Source organism: Bifidobacterium sp. VU/mBH4 (B4) (assembly GCF_058199535.1).
Window position 1 is genome coordinate 23,285 of the sequence record NZ_JBVPQJ010000001.1, and the last position, 21,571, is coordinate 44,855.

A 21,571-nucleotide genomic window follows, 5' to 3' on the forward strand; every position below is an offset into this window, starting at 1 on the left:
CGTATTGTTTGAATACGTAACCTCGTCGTATGGTGGATCAATAAAAAAATTTAACCGCCCAGCATGTTCCTGCTGCCCGGGTCGTCGTTTGTGTTCTCCGGATTTTACAAAAGAATGCATGGCTCGACAAGTTTCTTCTCATCGTATTTGCCGATTCTATCAGCTCGAATCTTCATCTTTCCTGCATGCCTGCATCTCCTAAAACTTCAGTATGATGCTGATCAGAAGAATGGGATTGTCGATTTCAAGGTTCTTGTTGAAATTGGCTATTTCCCGTTTACCCTCGGCTCTGAACTGGCTGTCTCGTTCATAGAACGAAGTGTCGAACTCCTCGAGCCTCTTCTCCTTCTGCCTTGCCTTTTCTCTGATGTCTATTTTTTCGTAGAAATTGTTTGAGGCTCGCTCTTCATCGTGGAGAGCCTCGACTTCCCTACTCATTTTCTGGTACTCCATAACGAGCTGTTCACTCTGGATGCGAATCCAGTTTTCGATTTTGCATCTGTTGTGTTCCCGCACGGGTTCCGTCTGCTCTTCGAGCCTATTCAGCATCTCAGAAACGAGATTCTCGTGTGCGCTCTGGAGTATTTCGTTTTCCTGGTCGGTCGGTTTGAAAAAATGGATGGCAGAATCGTTAATCTTCTGCAGTTCCGGCATGAGATCATCCTCATCAAAGTCAACGTATTTCCCATCGTGGTCACACAGGAGCAGCGCTGGGAACAGGATGTCGGTGTTATTGCACATCGCGCCGAGAAACAGGTAGCCGTGCACACCGAAAGTTTGTTGGCCCCAGCCGTCGACCTTCCAATACTGAGTGTCCTTGAATACCTTGGGCTTGGGAACCTTGCTCCAGTAATCGACTTCCTGAAGATAATGGTCTATTTTCTTCTTCGTTCCTTCGAGCGCCTGCTTCTTTGCGCCGCTGCTTTCCGTGATCAGGATGTCGCGGAGCTTGCGCACCTTTTTGCTGCGGTTCACGTTCAACTTCTTGTCAAGCTTATCGAACGCTTTATTGAATTCGGCTGTCGTATTGCAACGCTGGTAGATATCCAGCACTGTTTTCTCGAAGCTCGTGCCGGATTCCAATGTACCGAGCGCAATGTCAGAGGCACCGAACACACCTTCGAACAGTTCAAACTTTTTTGACAATATCTCGTAGACGCGCCTATCTGCCTCGTTCTGTGTGTTTAGCAGGTTGATGGCGACAACGTCGTTCTGTTGTCCGTAGCGGTGGCAGCGACCGATCCGCTGCTCGATCTTCATCGGGTTCCAAGGCAGATCGTAGTTGATGACCGTATTGCAGAACTGCAAGTTCAGACCTTCGGAACCGGCATCGGTGCTAATCAGTATCTTTGCGTTCTCTTTGAAATAATCAACAATGGCGTGCTTATATTCGACGCTCCGTCCATAGTTTGTGTTTCCGGAGTTCTTCACCTGCCACGCCCGGTAGATTTTCCGAGTCATGGCATCGTCGAAATCGCCGTTGAACTGGAGGATATCCTCCCCGCTGTACCCAGATCTGCACAGCTCAGCAGCGATGTATTTCTGTGTCCGCTTTGAATCCGTGAACACAACAGCCTTTTGTGCTATGCCATGAGCCCTCTGATACGAGAAACCAATCTTAAGTGCCTGTTTCAGAGCGGTGACTTTGGAATTCGTCTTAATACGCTTCGCCATATTGATGATTGCATTGACCTCGTCCATTTCATTCTGAATGCATGCCTTCTGCGCGGCGGTGTCTTCATCTTCAACTTCTTCAAAGCCGGATTCATCGATCTCGTCCTCGACAAAGCTCCAGAAGAGGTCGAAGCCATCCTGCGCGTCAGCTGACTTCGTACCCTCATACAGCTTTTGGAGTCGCTTCTTTAGTACCTCGAATGTCTCGACCAAGGCGAAGCTGGATGAAGCCATGAGTTTACGAATGACAAGGATGACCAGCCCGCGATTGGAGGCCGGTATGGAATACAGGTTATCCTTCTTGAGAAACTGATTGACCTGTTCATACAGCTTGATCTCGTCTTGTGACAGTTCGAAATCCACGGTCTTGCAGATTCTCTTTGCAAAGTGCATATAGTCTGCAACGTCTTTTCGAAGAGTTCTGTATACCACTGGCGCAAGTTTGCGCTTGAGGTCGTCGTAATTCTTGTTCTTTATGTACCGCTGCCGGAACACCTGCTCTGGGCCGAAGATTTTCGGATCAATGAAGGAGATCAGCCCATACAGATCCAAGAGCGAGTTCTGCAGCGGAGTCGCGGTCAAAAGAATCTTTGGAATTCCGGCAGAAAGCTTATATAGTCTCTTCGCGCGCTTCGTGCCGTTCAAGTTACGCAAATTGTGCGCCTCGTCAATAATAAGGAAATCCCATTTCACATCAGGGAACCGCTTCATCAATTTCGATGAGTAGTCGTAGGAGGTAATCACGATCTGAATGCTCTGCTTGTCAGTGAGCTTCTCGTGCCAGTCCTCCGCGTCATGTTCTAACGTAAGCCTGTCCAGAATCACGGACTTCAGATCGAATTTGTCATTAAGTTCCAGCTCCCATTGCTTGCGGAGGGGAGCGGGGAGCACTATCAGAATCTTTTTCGCTCCGGATTCCAGCATGTACCGCAGAACGAGTCCCGCTTCGATTGTCTTTCCGAGTCCAACCTCGTCGGCAAGCACCATGCCGCCCGTCTTCATTGCATCGATGGCAGCGCAGAAGGCGTTGACTTGGTGAGGGTTCGGATCAATATGGGACTCATTCGCAAGGAGAAAATGGAAAGGTGATTTTTCCAGTTCCATGCGCTTGAACCTGCCGTACTGCTCGAGGATCAGGTTTCCGTTTTCACTGCTGTCCACTAGTGCCCTCCCCCTGAAGCTGTGCGAAAATGCCCTCTGCGATGCCTCTTGCCATCAAAGGAGGCACGGCGTTGCCGATTTGCACAAACTGCGATGTGCGCGGCCCCTCGAAGTAATAGCTGTCAGGGAATGACTGTATACGTGCCGCTTCCCGTACGGTGATGGACCGATGCTGATCAATATCCGGGTGAATGAAGTAGTGGCCGTCCTTGGAAAGGTGCGCCAGTATCGTGTGGCAGAAGTGCTCGTCTCCCTCGACGATCTTGAAGCGGTCGATGAAGGAGCGCCGGTTCCTATGCGTCTTCAGTTCCTCGGGCAGGTCGTTGTAGTTGAGACGCTTATGCCCGTCGTTCCACAGCTCTATGACCCTCTTGTATATCCTTATGTCACGCTCGATATTCGGTCGGCAGTTCTGCAGGGTCAGGATGTCGTCTTTCGTGCGGATGCGGGTCTCAGTCACGTATCTGCTCGGCATTTTCTTCGAGTAGGTGTTATTGCTTTCGCCGGGATGGAGTTTCGGAAGGTCCGTGAACAGGTCGTTCACCACGGCATCCGACTTTTTCCTCACAAAGTCCGGGTATGCCAGGCCGCTGTTCTTGAGCCAACCGACGATGATCATTCTCCGCCTGTTCTGCAGGACGCCGAAGTTCTGTGCGTTCTGCTCTCGGCATTCGATCTCGTATCCGACGCGCTTGAGGTACTTTTGCAGGTTCTTCCAGATGGTGCCGCCCTGGGCTGTCTCGATGCCGGTCACGTTCTCGAATACGAACATGCGCGGCTGATATTTCTTAAGGAATCGTCCATACAGCTTATACAGGTAGTTGCGCGGATCGTCCTCCATCGGGGTCCCCATGTGGCTGCTCTGTGCTCTGCCGACGATAGAGTAAGCTTGGCATGGCGGACCGCCAACAATCACGTCTATATTCTCGATACCGCGCATCTTTATGACACTGTCTATGGTCTTGAAGACGGAGGGAAGTGTCTCGTTCGACAATGTCTGGTTGATAACAGTCTTTGTCACGGTTGCAGGGATCTGCTTCATGAACTCGTTACGGTTGATTTTCTTGGATAGATATTTTTTGTAAAGAGCGAGATTACCAGTGTTCTTCAGATAGTAATACGCACTGCGGGTTTCAAGCGTCTTTGCGGCGTACTTGTCCATCTCGACATGCGCAATCGGCTTGAAACCAGCCTGAAGGAATCCTTCGGACAGGCCTCCAGCCCCCGCGAAGAGATCTATGAAAGTGCAGTTACTCTGCTTATCCGCCCGTGGCATGCATTTTCCTTACAATCTTTGTTTCAATTACCGTACGGTATGGACAGGACGTGTACGTTCAAATGAGACTGTCGGTCATGCTTCTTCCTGCATCGCGTCTTGTCCCGAGGAAATCCTCCTTTTCTCACATCTTATTAACACGGATATTGCCGACCAGGGCAGTTCTGGCCAGCAGTTCCTAGACCGCTTGGGGCGTAAAGAGCTCAGCGCCGGATTTGTCTGTCCGAGAAGAGTACACGTCCGTTGGAAATTCATAAGCATCACCGGAGGTGTCTATCTGAGTATTGTCATCTGACCCAAGCTGGATGCCACCAACAGCGCGTAGCAGTCTATGGAGGTTCTTGTTGCGGTTGACCAGGGTCGGGCCGAGTTTGTTGCAGTTGACGCCCATGTCGTCAAAATGTCCTTGAAGTTATCTTCACGAGCTGTTCCAAGACTGATCTATCAGTATTTTTGAATATTCTCTCCAGTGGATCGTTCAGAATTTCGGCCAGGTAGCATTAGTCTGTATCTTGGCAAACAAGCCAAAAGGAAGAATGGGAAACTCTTTTTTGCCGCCTTGTTACTGCCCGAGTTCGCCTGCTTGTCTGGCAGCTGTGCATAGTCAAAAAAGCTATTGCATGCTACTTGTTCGGCTGTATTAAATAGTCGCTCAGATTTTCTGATATAGACTAGTAGAAGAGCAGTCTAGGAATGTAGGACTTGAAACCAAGGCCGTCCATAAAAGATCGTAACTTGTTGGCTATTCTTAAGATGGTCTTGCGCAGTTCTGCTCCGTTGACTCTCCTTGGTATTTGGCATTCTTTGTACTCTAGGTGCGCCCGTATGTACGGTATTCGATAGATCATGAAGCTATCGGTCAGACCGTACTTATTAACAGCCTCAGTATTTGTTTATTGATCTCGACAGAGAATGATCAAATCAATCAGTCTGGTAAAGCCGACAGGAATAGCATGGTTGCCTTGACTTAGTGTCGGCGTGAGAATCCGTTTCGACTCCTTTATCTTTCTTTATTTTCGGTCTTTAGTCTGGCTCCTGCCACAAGGAAACGAATAGGAGCTGACCATGCGTTACATATTGAGGACCGAGGGGCTGACCAAGGTCTTCGGCCACAGACAGCGGGCCGTCGACCAAGTGTCCCTGCATGTTCCTGAGGGCGGAGTTTACGGGCTCCTGGGTCCAAATGGGGCTGGCAAATCCACTACTTTGAAGATGGTCACAGGCATGTTGCATCCCACTGGCGGATCCATGATTCTGGATGGGCACCCCTGGTCGCGCCGGGACCTCTACGACATCGGCGCCCTGATCGAGCAGCCGCCCGTCTACCCCAACCTGACGGCCCGCCAGAACCTCAAGGTGCGCACAACCCTGTTTGGCCTGCCCGATGAGCGGATCGACCAGGCGCTCTCCATTGCCGGACTGAGCGATACGGGCTCCAAGAAGGCTGGACAGTTTTCCCTGGGCATGAAGCAGCGCCTGGGGATAGCCAACGCCATCCTGACCAGACCCCGTCTGCTGATACTGGACGAGCCCACCAACGGGCTGGATCCGCTGGGGATCGAGGAGCTGAGGGGGATGATCCGCAGCTTCCCGCAGCAGGGGATGAGCGTGATCGTCTCCAGCCATATCCTCTCCGAGGTGTCAATCCTGGCGGATCATATCGGCATCATCGCCGACGGTCGCCTGGCCTACGAGAATGAACTGCACGCCGGAGAGGACCTGGAGGGGCTGTTCATGGACGTGCTCAGGAGGTCGCGATGAACGAGCGGAATGCCAACGAACTCGTCCAGCAGAATACGACTACTTCAGACAACCGAGTTGTGACAAAGGCTAGAACGCGGGGAGGAGGCATCTCCTTTGGCAGGGTTCTGGCGGCGGAGATCATGAAGGGCAGGTCGGCCGCGCCCAGGCGGATGGCCCTGGCTTTCCCCCTGGTGCTCATTGTCATCGTGGCTTGCTTCGCGTTCGGGCTGCATGTCTGGATGCCCTCCTGGATCAACTACTGGTATGTCCTGCTCCTCCCAGCCATGACTGCCCTGATAAGCGTCGCCGTGGCCAACATCGACGGAAAGCAACAATGGAGGACCACCCTGTCCCTGCCCGCAGCGCCCGTTCTGGTCTGGTGGGCCAAGATCGTCTACTGCCTGCTTCTAGTCGGCCTTGCTACCTTGCTGGCTCTGGGTCTTTCGGCAGTCATGGTCGCCGTCTCCAGGGTCCAGGGCCCCTCCATAGTTGATTTCGCAGTCAGCGCCCTAATGCTGGTCCTGGCCTGCTCCTGGATGATACCGGCGGGACTTGCCCTGACCGCCCGGTTCGGCGTTCTGATCGGGTTCGGCCTGCCTTACATGGCGGACCTGCTGGTCTCAATCATCTTCTGGGGAAACCAACGGCTATGGCCCTTCCTGCCGCCCGCCGCCATGATCAACCTGCCGGTGCCCTTCATGAAGGTCATGCCTGATGGTGTGCCTCTGGAGACCGAGGACAACAGTCCCATCAAGGCTGCCTTGTCTGTCTTCGGCGGACAGAGCCTGACGGCCTTGGTGGCCTGTCTGGTCTGGTTCCTGCTCCTGTCCGTCCTGACGGGAATCTGGTTCTCGCGGAAGGAGACCAACTGACATGACTGGGATGACAGTCGGCCGGGTCGTGGCCTCGGAAATCGTGCGTTTGCACGGATCTGTACTTATCGCCATCCATGTCGTCTGCGGGTTGGCGGCCGGACTCGTCTGCGGTGCCTACTTCGCCGCAGCCCCCTATGATCCCGGGCTGGAGACCGATGCCTTCTTTCAGGTCCTGGGCGCCTTCATGCCCCTGATGGCCGCCATCGTTGTTGCCATGAACATCGAAACCGAGCGTGAGGCCGGCGACATGGCCAACCTTCTGGGGATTCCCAGCCGCCGACTGGGTCTGGCAGCCAAGGTCCTGGTGCTCTGGCTTCTGGGTCTGCTGGCCCTGGCCCTGGCGGCTCTGGCATACTGCCTGCCCATGGCTCTGGCCGGCGGATCGGGCGCACCAATCTCGGCCGTTGCGCTCGCTACTTTGGGCATGGCCGGTGGTTCCCTCTGCCTCTACCTTTTCGACATCGCCCTGGCTCTACGCTTCGGCCGGAATGCGACCATCGCCATCGGGGTCCTCGGCACAGGGATATCCATCAGTTCCCTTGGCGGCCTCTTCAATGGCTTATACGGCCGTACTTTATCCGGTGTCGAGAGCACGCCCGGGATCAGCCAGTGGATACCCTTCACCTGGCCTACCAGGTTCGGCTCCTTGGGAATCGAGCAGGCCCTGGCCTTGACCATGCCGGGAGGGGAGGGCCTGCGTGCTTCAATCGGCGTGACGGCTGTGGATAATCTGGTTCCCTGTCTGGTCCTCACCCTGACCCTGGGCCTGGCCCTCCTGCTCTGGATCGGCAGGTTCGAGGACCGGCGCAAGGTCAGTGATTAGACTGGATTACAGGGCATCCGGTCTGTGAGAAATCCGTCCTGCAAGAAAATCGTCCTGCAGGAAATCAGGCTTACAAGAATCCTGGCCCGCAAGGTGTTCATTCTCAAACGCTGCTGGGCCGGGTCGCTAAGCGCAGAAAAGGAGCCAATCGTGGCTGATGTGCACGCCGGAGGTTCCCCCGGGGACGATCGGCATCGGGCCTCCATCCTGGTGGTGGATGACGATCCAAGGATCACCACCCTGCTGATGGCCGCTCTGTCCAAGGACGGCTATGCCGTGACTGCGGTCAACGATTCCCGGGAGGTCGTGAGGATGGACCTGTCCTCGGTCGACCTGATCCTCTGCGATGTCATGATGCCTCACTTGGACGGCTTCGCTCTGTTGACCTCCATCAGGGAACGGGTGTCCTGCCCGATTATCTTCCTGACGGCCAAGACCGACGAGGACAGCGCGGTCCTGGCCTATGGCCTGGGGGCTGACGATTACATACGCAAGCCTTTCGGCATTGCCGAGCTCCGAGCCAAGGTCAGGGCGAGGCTGTCCCAGGGCAGTCGGCGTGGGCGTCCGCTCCTGCGTTTCGGCTCCTTGGACATGGATCTTCAGGCGCGGCAGATCAGGGTGGACGGGCGCAACGCCAATCTGACGGATGCGGAATACCGCATATGCGCACTGCTGGCCGAACATCCAGGGCGGGCCTACGCGCCCATGCAGATATGGGAGGCCTGCTTGGCCGCTGAGGATGACCCGGCCGCTGAGGATACGGACAGCGATGCCACGGCTGCGGTCAGAGTCCATCTGAGCAATGCCCGGCGCAAGCTCAAGGCCCTGGGGGTGGACCCCATCAGGACCATCTGGTCGGTGGGTTACCAATGGGCGGCCTGACCGACGGCGTGCCCGAAGCGCCGGGGGAGCAGAACCCCGACGGCAAGGGCCGGCCAAGCCGCAAGGGAATGCCCATCGTTCTGCTGATCATCAGATACTTTCTCTACGTGCTGCTGATTCTGGCTCTGCTGTTCGCCGGTATGTATATGGTCTGGATAAACCTGGGGACCAGGGGTGACTTCTTCTGGGCCAACTATGGCGAACAGCATCTGGAGGAGGTGGGGCACTCCATCGGCCGTTCGACTGCTATTGACGAATCCATGATTCCCGCTGCTTACTGGTACCGAACCTATGACCATCAGGTGCATCCCACGGGGGGAGATATGAAGGGCGGCATGGCCAGCGAAGCCGACCAGCTGGCGGCCGACCACTGGGAGCACAGGGCATCCATGCCATCGGAAGAGCGGGAGAAGAAGACGGGACGGCCTCTCGCCACTCGTGCAAGGCCGAATGCGACCTACCTCGTCTATGCCACAGCCGATGGGCGGCCATGCGTCCTGGCCTATCGGATCCAGCCGCAGTGGGTATCGAGGCAGGCCCGGGACCGCTATCCCAATCCCCAGAATCTTCTGCTGGTGTCTTGCGGGGCGGTCCTGCTGATCACCCTCCTGCTGATCGGGTTGCGGGCGGCCCATGTCATATCGTCCAAGCTCAAGGTTTTCAACCAGGTGGCTGACGACATAGGGCGGCAGGATCTTGACGCATCCCTGCCCCGCAGCAACGTGCTGGAGATCAACCGGGTGCTGGGGTCCTTCGATAGGATGCGCGTCACGTTGAGGGAATCCCTGGAGAAGACTTGGACGGCCCAGGAGTCCCAGCGTCGGCAGGTGGCGGCCCTGGCTCACGACTTGAAGACACCGCTGACCATCATGCGAGGCAACGCCGACCTGCTGGGGGAGACCGGGCTCAGCCAGGAGCAGCAGTCCTACCTGGACTCCATCGAGGACGCCATCCGCGAGATGGCCGACTATGCCCAGGCCATCAGCCGGGGTTCCGTGGGCACCGCTTCAGAGCGATCCGGGGTTACGACAGTTGCCTTGAGAGATATGGTCGACAACCAGGCCCAGGGGTACCTCAATGCTCGGGGTCTGCGACTCGAGAGGGATGACCGCCTGGGTTCCGATGCCGGACAGGTTTCCGGTAATGATGCTGACCTTGCCAGGGCGATCATGAATATCGTCGCCAACGCGGCTGACTATTCTCCGGACCATGGTCTGGTGACGCTGACATGGAAGCTAGAGGATGGCCAGGCGGGCGGGCGCGATTTGGTGGTGACCGTGCGTGACCAGGGTCCAGGATTCAGCAGCCGGGCTCTAGCCCATGCCACGGAATGGCTCTATCAGGCCGATAGCAGTCGGCACGGCTCCGGCGGCCACCATGGCATCGGCCTGGCTGCAGCGCGGTCGACCGTCGAGAGCGCAGGAGGCCGCCTGACCCTGGGGAATGCAACCGATGGCGGTGGCGCAGTGGTCAGTGTATCTTTGCCATTGCAGTGACTGGGGCAGGGTGAATATCGGTCACTACAAACTCCGTGTCCGGTTAAGAATTGCACATTGATAAAGATCCGGAAATAGTGTTGATCATGGGCCGATAATTATAAAAACACCAATTTTTTAGTAATCATTTTAGTAATTGATTACTAAAGTTTGCCTTTCTTTAGTAAATCTGTATGATAAAGATCACAGAGATTATCAATTTATAGGGGCCTGCATGCAACAATCAGATGACGCTGAACAGAGCGATCTGTCGCTGGAGGAGGTTGTGCGTTCGATTCAGCGCAAGGGTTGCGAAGGCCAATCGATAGAAGTCAAAGCCGCCAACCAGGGGACTCCGAAGGTGTATGACTCGCTGTCGTCGTTTTCCAACCAAAACGAGGGCGGCATCATCGTATTCGGGCTGGATGAAAGCCTTGGATTCGAGGTTGTCGGCGTCCATGACGCGCAGGAGCTGGAAAAGGCGGTAACGGCACAGGGCAAAGAGATGTATCCCGAGGTCAGACCGGTCTATAGCGAAAGCTTGATTGACGGCAAGACCGTGGTGTCGGCTTACATCAACGGCAAACCCATGGGCGAGAGGCCTGTCTACCGTAAGACAGCAGGTATCAGCGCAGGCAGCTACACCCGGATCGGGGATGCCGATGCCCGCATGACGCCTACGCAGCTGTATGAGATCGAGACTTTCAAGGACGGTCGGCGCGACGATGTATCGGTAGACCCTCAGGCCGATTCCGATATGTTGAACCCAGGAAAACGTCATGATTTCATTAATCGCGCACAGCGGGAACGCCCGCTCCTGGCCAGAAGGAATGAGGACGAGATCCTGGAGCTATCAGGTGTCTGCCGTCGTGGATCTCCCACTCTTGCAGGTCTGATGACCCTTGGCGAATATCCGCAGCAGGTGTATCCGAACCTCTGCATTACCGCTGTGGTTGTGCCGGGAGCCAAGGCCGGAACTGGTCTTGGGGGAGAGCGGTTCCTTGACAATCAGCGCTTTGAAGGGACCATCGACCGCATGCTTGAGGATGCCATGGCCTTCGTGCGGCGTAACAGCAGAACCAGAACGGTGATCAGGGATGGGGTGCGCACTGATATTCCCGAGTATCCTGAAACCGCAGTCAGGGAAATCCTGACCAACGCATTGATGCATCGTGACTATGGCCCATACTGCAACGGAACGCCGGTCAGATTGACGCTCTTTGCCGATCGTCTTGAATGCTGGAATCCTGGTGGTGTATACGGCGGTCAGAGCATCAACGACTTGGGCTTTGCCAACAGTCAGACCAGGAACCCTACTCTGGTCAGTCTGCTGGAGATTGAGGGGATTGCGGAGAATCGGCACTCAGGGATTCCGGCTATCCGTGAGGAGGCCAAACAGTATGGATATAAGCCTGTAGAGTTTCAGGATCGGCAGGCTTCCTTCACTGTGCGCTTCTACTCTGTGCCGGAGCGTGCTGGTGCGGCGGAAGCAAACGTTCCTTGGTACGGAACCGCAGAATCTGATTCGGCGAAACGCGTCCAAGTCCATGCGCTTGGTGGTTCCGATGCCTCGGGAGCAGCAAAGACGGGCAATGGAATATGCGACAGGATTCTCGGTTTTTGTAAGGAACCCCGTTCACTCGAGGATATCGCGCATGCGCTTGGGCTGGGCAAGTACTATGTCCGCAGGCGGTATATCGAGCCACTGCTCGAAGAAGACGCGCTCTCCATGACGCTTCCCGATAAGCCCCGGAGCAAGTACCAGCGATATGTGGCCAGTGATGCCTCAGCCGAGATGTCTTTGTAAAAGAAGCCGTGAATGGCATTACCGTAAGAGCAGGTATTGCCGGGTGGTCAAGATGAAGCATGGTTATAGCATGCTGATTGTTTTCTCAGTGCGAGTACGCTGACCTGCTTGAATCCCGCTCTACCAGGGTCGGCTCAATCAACACGGAGCAGTGCACATGCCGGGAGTTGCTGAACTCGCCCATCAAAAGGGTAGCGGCCTTGCGGCCCATGTCGTACTGATAAGGGGACCTTGGGATAGCTGTCCGTGCGGGCGCCTTCGGTACTGTCGGCTTTGATGTCGTCGGGTACGCGATATCTGCGCTTTTCTCCTGAATGGGATTGACAATTCCCGCACGGAGAGCGTCGTTGCTGGTGGAAGCTGGCTGATCTCACGCTGTCTGCAGGATACTATGCAGCGGTCACATATGGACTGGTTTCCGAAGGAGTGGGAGAGAAGCGAAGGCAGTGTGTTGGCAGCCGGCTCCCCGCAAATATCTGGTCGACATTTGCCCTACAACGAGATGTTCTCCAGGACGCGGCAGTTTCGGTTGTGCTGCTGAGCTCGACATGATCCACCAGCACTATGGGTAACTTGACCGAGGCCGCACACTCCAGGTCGGAGGAGCAGTCTATTACGATATAGACACCAAGAGAGCGAAGGAAGTTGAGCAGACTGGTCTGTCGCTCTGAATCAGAATAGGCATTGGTGCCGATCAGCTGCATATTTTTGTCTTTGTGGATTTCCTGAGCCCCCTCGAATACGGATGTGCACAAGGAATGCTCAATATTGGTCATGGTGATGGGGATGGCTGATTGTTTGGTAAGAGTTGTGGCTCGACTCGCTGGGCAAGGATCGGCATATTCGGGATGAATCCTGGGATCTGGTGAGAAGATGGACAGAAGAAGTGCGGCTGGAGGTGTCCTGCATGATTCTGTGCAGGCTAGTGGAATCGGTTTGTGGCAGGCGATGGCCTAGCTTGGAAGGATCATATATTAGATCTTTCCAATTTCAATATATTCATGATTCTAAAACTGTGTTAATGATCTACTGAACTTTTCGGCTGTTCGAACTTGATTGATGACTTCAGGCTCTGGTTAGAACCTAATCAATTAATCCTGCTTCTTGTCTGTCTAGCCAGAGTCGTTAGCTCGATGCTCTGTCGTCGCCTTGTTAGATACTTGTAAAATCGATTTTACAATGATGATCAAGCGTGGTTGCTGACTGTACTCGGAGGAATAATGGAAAACACGGTTCAACTTATTGCCTATGCGGATCGCTTTGGCGATGGAACTTTGGCATCACTGACCGAAATGTTGCGGACCAGGTTTGCCGGAGTTTATTGTGGTGTTCATATTCTGCCATTTTTTACTCCTTATGACGGGGCAGATGCTGGCTTTGATCCGATTGACCATACAAAGGTAGACCCACGTCTCGGCTCTTGGGATGATGTCACGGAGCTTAGCCGTACTCATGGAATCATGGTGGATACCATTGTCAACCACATGTCTTGGGAATCAGAGCAATTCCAGGATGTTATGCGCCGCGGTGAAGACAGCCCTTTCCATGATATGTTCCTGACTATGTCATCAGTCTTCCCTGATGGTGCATCTGAAGAAGATCTATCAGGGATATATCGTCCTCGTCCTGGCCTGCCCTTTTCCCAATACTCTTGGGCAGAGAAGACGAGACTGGTTTGGACGACCTTTACACCTCAGCAGGTAGACATTGACACTGACAGCAAGCAGGGATGGAGCTACATCCTGTCGATTCTTGACAGACTTGCAGAAAGTCGAGTGCGATATATCCGACTGGATGCTGTTGGTTATGGCGCCAAACAAGCCGGAACTAGCTGTTTCATGATCACCAAAACATTCCGTCTGATTGAATCTATCAAACAAGAGGCGGAAAAGCGCGGTCTTGAAACTCTGATAGAGGTCCATTCCTATTACAAAAAACAGATAGAGATAGCTTCTAAAGTCGACCGAGTCTATGATTTTGCATTGCCTGCCCTTCTTCTCCATTCGCTCTATAGCGGAGATTTGCAGGCACTGGCGCATTGGATAAGTGTGCGGCCCAGCAACTCTATCAATGTTCTGGATACGCACGACGGCATTGGGGTTATAGATATCGGTTCCGATCAGACGGATAGAAGTTTAAAGGGTCTAGTTAACGATGCGGCAGTGGATGCCTTAGTGCGCACTATTCATCAGAAAACTGCGGGTCAGTCTCAGGCGGCTACTGGAGCGGCTGCCAGCAATCTGGATCTTTATCAGATCAATTCAACTTACTACTCAGCTTTAGGTTGTGATGATCATCTTTATCTAGCGGCTCGGGCTGTTCAATTCTTCCTGCCAGGGGTTCCTCAGGTTTACTACGTCGGTGCTCTGGCAGGGGAGAATGATATGGAGCTTCTCAAGCGGACTGGCAATGGGAGAGATATTAATCGGCATGCATATTCAGTAGTGGAAATCGACCAGGCTCTTCGGCGCCCCGTGGTCAGGGCTCTCAATGCTCTGTGTAAGTTGCGTAATCGATTAGATGCCTTTGATGGAGAATTTTCCTACGAATTGATTGATAAAGGCCCTCTTTTTCTGAGGTGGAAAGGTGAAACGAGCAGGATTCAACTCACTTTTAATCCTATGAAAGCAGCCATACCCGAAGATGCCAGTGGTGTCGCCGAGCTGGATTGGGAGAGCGGAACAGGTCATCATCACAGCTCTGACCTCCTAGAGAATCCTCCTACGATCATATGACGAGCCTGGGGTCTATCTGTTAATTAATGTGACGTGCTGGGCCGATGGTGTCTCGTAGAATGAGAGAAGCAGGCGCGACTATTCTTGACTGGTCTAATGTCTCCCCACGGGCCAGTCGTACTGCCATCAGTCCAGCCGTTTTGCCATATTCGTCGGGACGGTGCCTGATCGTCGAAATTCCGAGCGGAGCCGCCATCTCACGGTCGTCAAAGCCTACGACAGAAATATCATCCGGAACACGTACTCCGTAACGCCGTAATTCATGTACCAGGCTAATTGCCACTTCGTCGCTGATGCAGCATATGGCTGTTGGCTGAGGATCTAAGGCAAGTATGGCACTGACTGCAATGCTGCCTGCTTCAGAACTATGGGGAACGGGAATCTCGTAATCTTTTCGATGGGTAATGCCAGCAGCTCGTATTCCTTGACGGTATCCTTCAATCCGCTGGTCGGCATCCCAAACGAAATCTTTGTTTATCGGAGTCGTCTGGATGAAAGCGATACGCGTGTGCCCCATGACGCAGAGGCGATGAATCAGGTTCTTCAATGCGGAGATTTCATCTACGCCTATGGATGCCATGCTATAACGGTCGTTGAGGTGCATAGTGTTGACGCCTACGATGGGTACTCCCACATCGCGTAGAGACTGTCCTTCATTCTCAGTTAGAGCGAAGGAAGAAATGATGACAGCATCCGTATTGCGTTTGATCGGCATCGAAGAGAAGAAATCAGCGCGTTGCTTTCGATCTGCAACTCGATAGAAGAGCAAATCATAGCCTTCGCTGCTCAGGGCGGAATAAACCCCTTCAGCTAATTCTGAGCTGTACCATCCTGACATTCGGTTGCCGACAATCAGGGCAATTCGCCCGGTTTTCCCGCTTCTCAGTCTCGAGGCTTCCTTGGATGCCGTGAAGCCAAGCTGCTCACTGGCTTGGAAAACCTTACTCCTTGTGTCGGCTGAAACTCTATCTTTACCGTGTAGTGCGCGAGAGACTGTTGACGGGGAGACGCCCGCTTTTTTTGCGACGTCGTAAATGGTCGGTTCTCGCATGTATATGCCTCTGTTGTGGTTACTTTAGAACACAACCGATTTTACAGCATGAATTAAGGCGTTGTCGTTGCCGAACTTTGATTGGGCAAAGAAGGTGAAGAGGCTTGTTCGGCATAGGAAAAGGTGGGAACAATTTGACAGGAGCTGGATTACGTTTATATACTGTGTGCAACCGATATTACAAATGGAGAGTAATTTAGAAAAAACAATGTCATAAATATAGCAATATCAAATATAATATCGGTTGTGCAAGTTCATCGACGAAGTGGACATCTGTACGGCAGGAGGAAAGATGCAGTCGTTCTTTAAACAAGGGGCAGCGATGCTGCTGTCCGTCGGATTAGCGGTTTCGCTCGTAGCCTGTGGACCTGGGGGTTCAGACAAGCAGGCGGGAAGCAACGAACCGGATTCTGTCAGCACCGATCTGGGTGATAAGAGCTACAGTCTGACACTCTGGGATGGTGCAGGTCTAAAGACTGTAGATGATGCGCTGATTAAAGGGTTTACAAAGAAATATCCGAAGATCAAAATTAAAGCGCATTACGATCCGGACAATGTAACATCCCAAAACGGTCCTCGTCTTATTGCGTCTAAGGATGCTCCAGATATTGCTCGTGTCACTGATGTTAACTCTGCTGTCAAGGGAAAGCACGTCATCTCTCTTGAACCTTACGTTCAAGCATACGGCTGGAAGGTTCCGCAGTCGCAGACCCAGCTGTACCGCGCTGACGGAGCAGGCAAGGTAGGTAAGGGCAATCTCTATGCGCTTCCCAACTCCTATTCGGTCGCTGGCATGTATGTAAATACTAAGTTGTTGAAAAAAGCTGGTATCGAGAAGGTGCCAACGACTATGGATGATTTGGAATCAGACATGGCCAAAGTTAAAGATGCTGGTGAGATTCCCATGATGATTAATGGAAAAGATGGGGGTCTTTCTTACATCTTCCAGGCTATGATGGTCAACAATGACTCTTTGAAAACAGTAACCGACTGGATTTTGCAGCGGGACGGATCCACTTTCGATACCAAGGGAGCAAAAAAGGCTGCCGAGCGGATTCAGAGCTGGAGCAAGAACGGGTATCTGCCTTCTGATGTCAATGCCGTTGACGGTTCTTCAGCGCTGAATAGATTTGCCAATGGCCAGGGTGTGTTCTTCCCCAGCGGGAATTGGAACCTGGATCAGATGAACGACTCCTTGGGAGCTGATGTCCAATTCGTTCCATTCCCTTCCAATTCGGCGGATCAAAAGCCTAATATTGCAGCCAATGGAGGAAGTTTCTTTGGTATCCCGACAAACTCGGCCCAGAAAGATGCAGCGGCTTGCTTCCTTAATTACACACAGAGCGATGAGGCCCGTCAGATAATTGCTGATGTCAGCGGTTACTTCCCCAAGACGGTCAAGGGACAGACCGTGCCCAAGGCCAAAAATGATCTGCAGAAGAGCATGTTCGATTCTTACTTGAATGTGTTTGAATCTGGGAACTCTACTGATTTCATTAATAATGCCACTGCCGGTCTTCAGGCCAGTGCTCTGGTGCCTAATTTCCAGCTTCTGGTGGACGGCAGTATTTCACCCAGCCAGTTTACGCAAAACGTTCAAAATGAGTATAAGCAAGAGGTCATGCAGTGAGTACCTCTGTCAAAGCTGAGGCGGGTGCGGAACGACATTGCTCGAATGCCGTTCGCACTGCCAAGCGAGATGGGCATAGGCGCCATAAAGCTGGTGTTACACTCATCGGCTGGCTTTTCCTGTTGCCTGGGCTCGCTTTCTATATAGTTTTCGTCTTTTGGCCCATCATTCAGACTGCTTGGTACTCCTTTTACAGTTGGAATGGGGTTGATGCCAGCACATGGGTTGGATTCGATAATTTCACCCGTGTTTTTACCGATCCGGTCCTGAGAGGCAGTATTGCTCATTCGTTTTACTTGATCATTCCCTTTGCGCTGATTCCGGTTGCCCTAGGTATCATTTTGGCATCGCTCATTCGAGATGTTCGCAGCAGAACCTTCAGCTCTGTGGCACAGGTCTGCATGTTCCTTCCCAGGGTAATACCTGGAGCCGCGGCAGGTGTGGCTTGGACTTGGATGCTGGCTCAGGATGGCATCGTTAATCAGATGCTTAAAGCGATGGGTCTTGGCTCTCATGCCACGGCATGGCTAGGAAATCAGCGTACAGCACTGAACGCCGTTGGAGTTATTGGGTTTTGGTTGCAGCTGGGATTCTGTATCGTTCTGCTCTCAGCGGGTATCGGCAGTATCAGCAAATCTCTTTATGAGGCCGCAAGCATTGACGGTGCCGGCTGGTGGAGTCAGTTATGGCATATTACCCTGCCTGGCCTGCGTGGTCAGATAGCTGTCTGCTTGACCATGACCATGGTCGCGGCGCTGGCAAGTTTCGATGTCGTCTTTATGGCTACTCAAGGCGGTCCGGGCTATTCGACGATGGTTCCCGGCGTTATGGTCTACCGGCTGGCCTTTACGCAGAACAAAGTCGGTTTGGCTTCCGCTCTGGCTGTGGTGCTCATGATTTTAGTCCTGCTTGTAGTTGGACCCTTGCAGCGGCTGGTCCAGGGCAAGTCGGAGGAGGCAGCATGAAGCAGTCCTTATCTGTCCGTGTTCTAGGAAATCTGACGCTGGCGATCACTGTTATTTTTTGTGTCTTGCCTTTTATCAGCATGCTTTCAGCTGCCCTGCAGCCTCAAGGTTCCATGCCATATGGGATTCAATTCACCGCCCATCCGCATTGGGAGAATTTTGCTGCTGCTTGGAAAGTAGCCAACATCACTCCTCTGCTGATTTCCAGTGTGATCCTGGTCGTGGCTGTGGTTCCGGTAACTCTCATCTGCAGTGCTATGGGCGGGTATGCACTAGGTTCTTTGCATGTTGCAGGTGGTTGGATTGCATACGCCCTTCTCTTTGTAGGGCTGACGCTGCCGTTCGAGGTGCTGGTAACTCCTCTGTATTATGAAATCCAATCAATGGGATTGCTCAATACGCGGCTGGCTATGATCCTGCCGATGATCGGACTGAATATGCCGTTTGGAGTCATCTGGATGCGAACCTACTTCGCCCAGATGCCCCGTGATCTAATCGAAGCTGCCAGCCTAGACGGGGCCGGACAGTTACGTATATTCCGTAGCATCCAACTGCCGCTGGTGATTCCTGCCATATCTTCGCTGGGAATATTGACTTTTCTGTCAACATGGAATCAGTTCCTGCTGGCTGTAGTACTTATCGATGATCCGACCAAGCGGACAATGGCTGGGGCTCTGCAAAGTTTCGTTGGACAGTATTCGACAGATGTCGTTCTGCTCAACGCAGGCTCTCTGCTCATCATGGCGCCAACCATGATCCTCTTCATATTTCTACAAAAATATTTTATACGGGCGATGCTCGAAGGCTCAGTAAAGGAGTGATGGATGATCAACGATATGCTGGACCCAGACTGGTGGAAGAATGCTACTGTCTACCAGATTTACCCCCGGTCTTTCCGCGATGCTAGCGGAGATGGAATAGGGGATTTGCGAGGAGTGAGGTCCGGACTGCCCTATCTAACCAAGTTAGGTGTTGATGCTATATGGCTGACTCCTTTCTATCCTTCACCTCTAGTGGACGGAGGCTATGATGTGGCTGATTATCGTAACGTTGATCCGCGTCTAGGGACCATGGATGATTTTGATGCTTTGGTGCACGATGCCCATGATTCGGGAATAAAGGTGATTGTGGATATCGTTCCCAACCATTGCTCCAATCAGCATCCCTGGTTTCAGCAAGCTTTGAAGGATGGACCTGATTCGCCTATGCGTCAGAGGTTTGTCTTTAGGAAGGGGAAAGGCCCCAATGGAAGTCAGCCCCCCTCTAACTGGCTTTCAGGAGTTGGCGGCAGTGCTTGGGAGCCGTGCGGCGATGGCTGGTACTATCTGCATCTTTTCACCAAAGAACAGCCTGATTTCAACTGGGACAACGAAGAAGTCAGGAAGGACTTTCTGAAGACGCTGGCTTTCTGGAGTGATCATGGGGTTGACGGATTCCGTATTGATGTGTCGCATGGCCTGGCCAAGGATTTAGCTGAACCCTTGCGTGATAGGCCTGATCCTGCTGATCAGGAGCCCTTGTCGGACAAGGGAGATGATCCTTTGTTTGATCGTGACGAGGTGCATGATATCTACCGAGAATGGCGTAAGGTCTTCAACGAATATAACCCACCCCGCATGGCTGTGGGGGAATCTTGGACTCCGATCACGGATCGGGTATATGACTATGCAAGATCTGACGAGCTCGGATCAGTGTTCGATTTCTCTCTTTCTAAGTGTGACTGGGATAGACAGGAGTACCAGGATGCTATTGAACGTACATGGAATGGTTTCCGTAGGGTCGGCGGCTCTCCAAGCTGGGTATTGGGCAATCACGATGTACCTCGCGTGGCATCGCGTCTCGCTTTGCCCAAGGGCGCCGATGTGGTCGAATGGGTAACTTCTGCCGGTACTCGACCGGTCATCAATCAATCAGTGGGTCAGGCTCGAGCCCGTGCAGCTGGAATGCTCATTCTTGCAGTGCCGGGAACTGCTTACATCTATCAAGGTGACGAATTAGGCCTGCCAGAGGATTTGGACATCAAGGAAGAAGACATTCAGGATCCGAGCTGGGAGCGTTCAAATCATAAGGTCAGGGGCCGCGATGGGTGCAGGGTTCCACTCCCTTGGACAGTTTCGGAGACAAACGCTTACGGATTCAGCTCAGCCAAGTATGCCCGACCCTGGCTTCCCCAACCAAGTTGGTTCTCGACCTATGCGGTTCAGAGAGAAGATGGTAGGCAGGATTCAGCGCTGGAATTGTATCGAAAGGCTTTAGCTCTCCGACGTCAATGGGTGGTTGCAGAAGGTACTACCACTATGGAAATCCTCAAAGACGGTGATCCAAGAATCCTGCATATTAGACTTTCGACAGGGTTGCATTGTCTTCTGAACTTCGGCCCAGGCAAAGTTGGTCTCAATATAGATGGGACGATCGTTCTATGTAGTGACGATATCGATGAGAAGCTTCAAAAAGAGGAATTACGAGAAAATTCCTGCGTGTGGTTTGTGGAGTAAGCATAAATAAAAGAGCTGTAGGTGTGAGCGCTTATGGGCTCTTGGTCTTCTGAGTCGGGTGTTTCTAATCATCCGCGAGATATGGGCGGCTAACTAGAGCACCGATAAGGTTGAAAGGGCACGGGAAGAATATAAGCCGAGACTGTAGGCCAGTCTTGGCTTATATTCATCAGCAGCGTCAGAAGGTATGACATCATGGTGGCGCTGGACCGGGAATTTAGTGCGGGAGTTGGGAGCATGGACGCGAAGATCGAATTAGCCGCTTATTGAGGGGTATAACCAGCTCTTTTCCTGTTGCTGTATCTGTAAGATCGCGATTACTCCCGTCAATTGATAGTCAGAGGGAAACGAACTATGTTTACGCGAGTTGGCTACAGAGAGATCAAACCTTATTGTGTATTGGGTTCTTTGGCTGACTATGTGTTCTTATTCGGAAGAGATTAGGCTTTGTCATTCGACAAAATAGATACCGGGGAACGACATCGTTAATATTGCCAGCAACCGAGAGCCGCCCTTGTCCATCAGGAATGCTTGCTCTAGGTTTGGTCAAAGATCAGGACGAGGGACTGAATGCACGCAAACTGAAAGAGGAGTGGCTACGATCGAGGCCGGATCGTCTATCCGTTTACCGCCGGTAGGGCGGAGCCAAGAATTGAGCTAATAGTGACGGACTGTGCTGTTGTTTAGGATGAAGAACCTACTGGATTCGTTGTATGAAAAACTGACTTTACTGTTTTATTGCAGGTCAGTTATTTTGCGTAGTTAGCTAGTTTTCACGAAGCTGCCTTGGTTTTTCAATCTGCTGCACATGCAACTAATAGACTTGACAGTGAACGAGAACAGATGACGCGAATAAGGGATTGAGGTATTTAAAGCCGAGTTCAGTTCGGTTCATGTGTATCGGTAAAGGAATTGCTGTTGCTTTGTCTTTGAGCAAAGACCTTGACGACTTCGGTTGTATTTATGTATATTGTGAATT

Annotated in this window: 14 protein-coding genes; 11 read left to right on the plus strand and 3 right to left on the minus strand. The window is 52.6% G+C overall.

All coding sequences use genetic code 11. From position 1 onward, the window contains the following. Nucleotides 1–198: 198 nt before the first annotated feature. Complete coding sequence (drmD, locus tag AC0AII_RS00090) at nt 199–2,835, minus strand: DISARM system SNF2-like helicase DrmD (RefSeq protein ID WP_490445676.1); 2,637 nt, start codon at nt 2,833–2,835, stop codon at nt 199–201. Continuing rightward, entirely contained in the window at nt 2,822–4,111 is a 1,290-nt protein-coding gene (locus AC0AII_RS00095; RefSeq protein ID WP_490445677.1) for a DNA cytosine methyltransferase, read from the minus strand. Before AC0AII_RS00095 ends, drmD begins: the two co-directional genes overlap by 14 nt. A 1,065-nt stretch (nt 4,112–5,176) precedes the next feature. On the opposite strand from AC0AII_RS00095, the gene AC0AII_RS00100 reads away from it, so the two are divergent. From AC0AII_RS00100 to gtfA, 7 genes are all read left to right on the plus strand, one after another. Further along, nucleotides 5,177–5,872: a lantibiotic protection ABC transporter ATP-binding protein gene (locus AC0AII_RS00100; RefSeq protein WP_490445678.1), complete on the plus strand. Its 696-nt coding sequence runs from the start codon at nt 5,177–5,179 to the stop codon at nt 5,870–5,872. Continuing rightward, entirely contained in the window at nt 5,869–6,726 is an 858-nt protein-coding gene (locus AC0AII_RS00105; protein WP_490445679.1) for a lantibiotic immunity ABC transporter MutE/EpiE family permease subunit, read from the plus strand. Before AC0AII_RS00100 ends, AC0AII_RS00105 begins: the two co-directional genes overlap by 4 nt. Nucleotide 6,727: 1 nt before the next feature. Then, the gene (locus tag AC0AII_RS00110) at nt 6,728–7,552 is read left to right on the plus strand and encodes an ABC transporter permease (protein ID WP_490445680.1); all 825 of its coding nucleotides are present in this window, start codon (nt 6,728–6,730) and stop codon (nt 7,550–7,552) included. 150 nt (nt 7,553–7,702) lie between these two features. After that, on the plus strand, nt 7,703–8,434 hold the full coding sequence (locus tag AC0AII_RS00115) for a response regulator transcription factor (protein ID WP_490445681.1): 732 nt from the start codon (nt 7,703–7,705) through the stop codon (nt 8,432–8,434). Continuing rightward, complete coding sequence (locus tag AC0AII_RS00120; RefSeq protein ID WP_490445682.1) at nt 8,422–9,930, plus strand: HAMP domain-containing sensor histidine kinase; 1,509 nt, start codon at nt 8,422–8,424, stop codon at nt 9,928–9,930. The genes AC0AII_RS00115 and AC0AII_RS00120 overlap by 13 nt, the downstream gene beginning before the upstream one ends. Nucleotides 9,931–10,144: 214 nt before the next feature. Further along, the gene (locus AC0AII_RS00125) at nt 10,145–11,716 is read left to right on the plus strand and encodes an ATP-binding protein (RefSeq protein WP_490445683.1); all 1,572 of its coding nucleotides are present in this window, start codon (nt 10,145–10,147) and stop codon (nt 11,714–11,716) included. 1,220 nt (nt 11,717–12,936) lie between these two features. Next, nucleotides 12,937–14,451: a sucrose phosphorylase gene (gene gtfA / locus AC0AII_RS00130; RefSeq protein ID WP_490445684.1), complete on the plus strand. Its 1,515-nt coding sequence runs from the start codon at nt 12,937–12,939 to the stop codon at nt 14,449–14,451. A gap of 19 nt (nt 14,452–14,470) precedes the next feature. Here the strand turns inward: gtfA and AC0AII_RS00135 are convergent, their stop codons facing one another. After that, complete coding sequence (locus AC0AII_RS00135; protein ID WP_463427562.1) at nt 14,471–15,502, minus strand: LacI family DNA-binding transcriptional regulator; 1,032 nt, start codon at nt 15,500–15,502, stop codon at nt 14,471–14,473. A gap of 292 nt (nt 15,503–15,794) precedes the next feature. On the opposite strand from AC0AII_RS00135, the gene AC0AII_RS00140 reads away from it, so the two are divergent. The 4 genes from AC0AII_RS00140 to AC0AII_RS00155 all read left to right on the plus strand — a co-directional run bounded on the left by AC0AII_RS00140 (nt 15,795) and on the right by AC0AII_RS00155 (nt 20,592). Further along, complete coding sequence (locus AC0AII_RS00140; RefSeq protein ID WP_490445685.1) at nt 15,795–17,132, plus strand: ABC transporter substrate-binding protein; 1,338 nt, start codon at nt 15,795–15,797, stop codon at nt 17,130–17,132. Between the two features lie 104 nt (nt 17,133–17,236). Then, nucleotides 17,237–18,097 (plus strand): carbohydrate ABC transporter permease, encoded by an 861-nt coding sequence (locus tag AC0AII_RS00145; protein WP_490446078.1) that lies wholly within the window; start codon nt 17,237–17,239, stop codon nt 18,095–18,097. Beyond that, nucleotides 18,094–18,918 (plus strand): carbohydrate ABC transporter permease, encoded by an 825-nt coding sequence (locus AC0AII_RS00150; RefSeq protein ID WP_463427564.1) that lies wholly within the window; start codon nt 18,094–18,096, stop codon nt 18,916–18,918. The genes AC0AII_RS00145 and AC0AII_RS00150 overlap by 4 nt, the downstream gene beginning before the upstream one ends. A gap of 3 nt (nt 18,919–18,921) precedes the next feature. Next, nucleotides 18,922–20,592: a glycoside hydrolase family 13 protein gene (locus AC0AII_RS00155; RefSeq protein ID WP_490445686.1), complete on the plus strand. Its 1,671-nt coding sequence runs from the start codon at nt 18,922–18,924 to the stop codon at nt 20,590–20,592. Nucleotides 20,593–21,571: the final 979 nt, after the last annotated feature.

Coding starts and splice junctions, on each gene's coding strand:
- AC0AII_RS00095 (WP_490445677.1), bottom strand. CDS start 4,111: ATGCCACGGGCGGATAAGCAGAGTAACTGCACTTTCATAGATCTCTTC.
- AC0AII_RS00100 (WP_490445678.1), top strand. CDS start 5,177: ATGCGTTACATATTGAGGACCGAGGGGCTGACCAAGGTCTTCGGCCAC.
- AC0AII_RS00105 (WP_490445679.1), top strand. CDS start 5,869: ATGAACGAGCGGAATGCCAACGAACTCGTCCAGCAGAATACGACTACT.
- AC0AII_RS00110 (WP_490445680.1), top strand. CDS start 6,728: ATGACTGGGATGACAGTCGGCCGGGTCGTGGCCTCGGAAATCGTGCGT.
- AC0AII_RS00120 (WP_490445682.1), top strand. CDS start 8,422: ATGGGCGGCCTGACCGACGGCGTGCCCGAAGCGCCGGGGGAGCAGAAC.
- AC0AII_RS00125 (WP_490445683.1), top strand. CDS start 10,145: ATGCAACAATCAGATGACGCTGAACAGAGCGATCTGTCGCTGGAGGAG.
- gtfA (WP_490445684.1), top strand. CDS start 12,937: ATGGAAAACACGGTTCAACTTATTGCCTATGCGGATCGCTTTGGCGAT.
- AC0AII_RS00135 (WP_463427562.1), bottom strand. CDS start 15,502: ATGCGAGAACCGACCATTTACGACGTCGCAAAAAAAGCGGGCGTCTCC.
- AC0AII_RS00140 (WP_490445685.1), top strand. CDS start 15,795: ATGCAGTCGTTCTTTAAACAAGGGGCAGCGATGCTGCTGTCCGTCGGA.
- AC0AII_RS00150 (WP_463427564.1), top strand. CDS start 18,094: ATGAAGCAGTCCTTATCTGTCCGTGTTCTAGGAAATCTGACGCTGGCG.
- AC0AII_RS00155 (WP_490445686.1), top strand. CDS start 18,922: ATGATCAACGATATGCTGGACCCAGACTGGTGGAAGAATGCTACTGTC.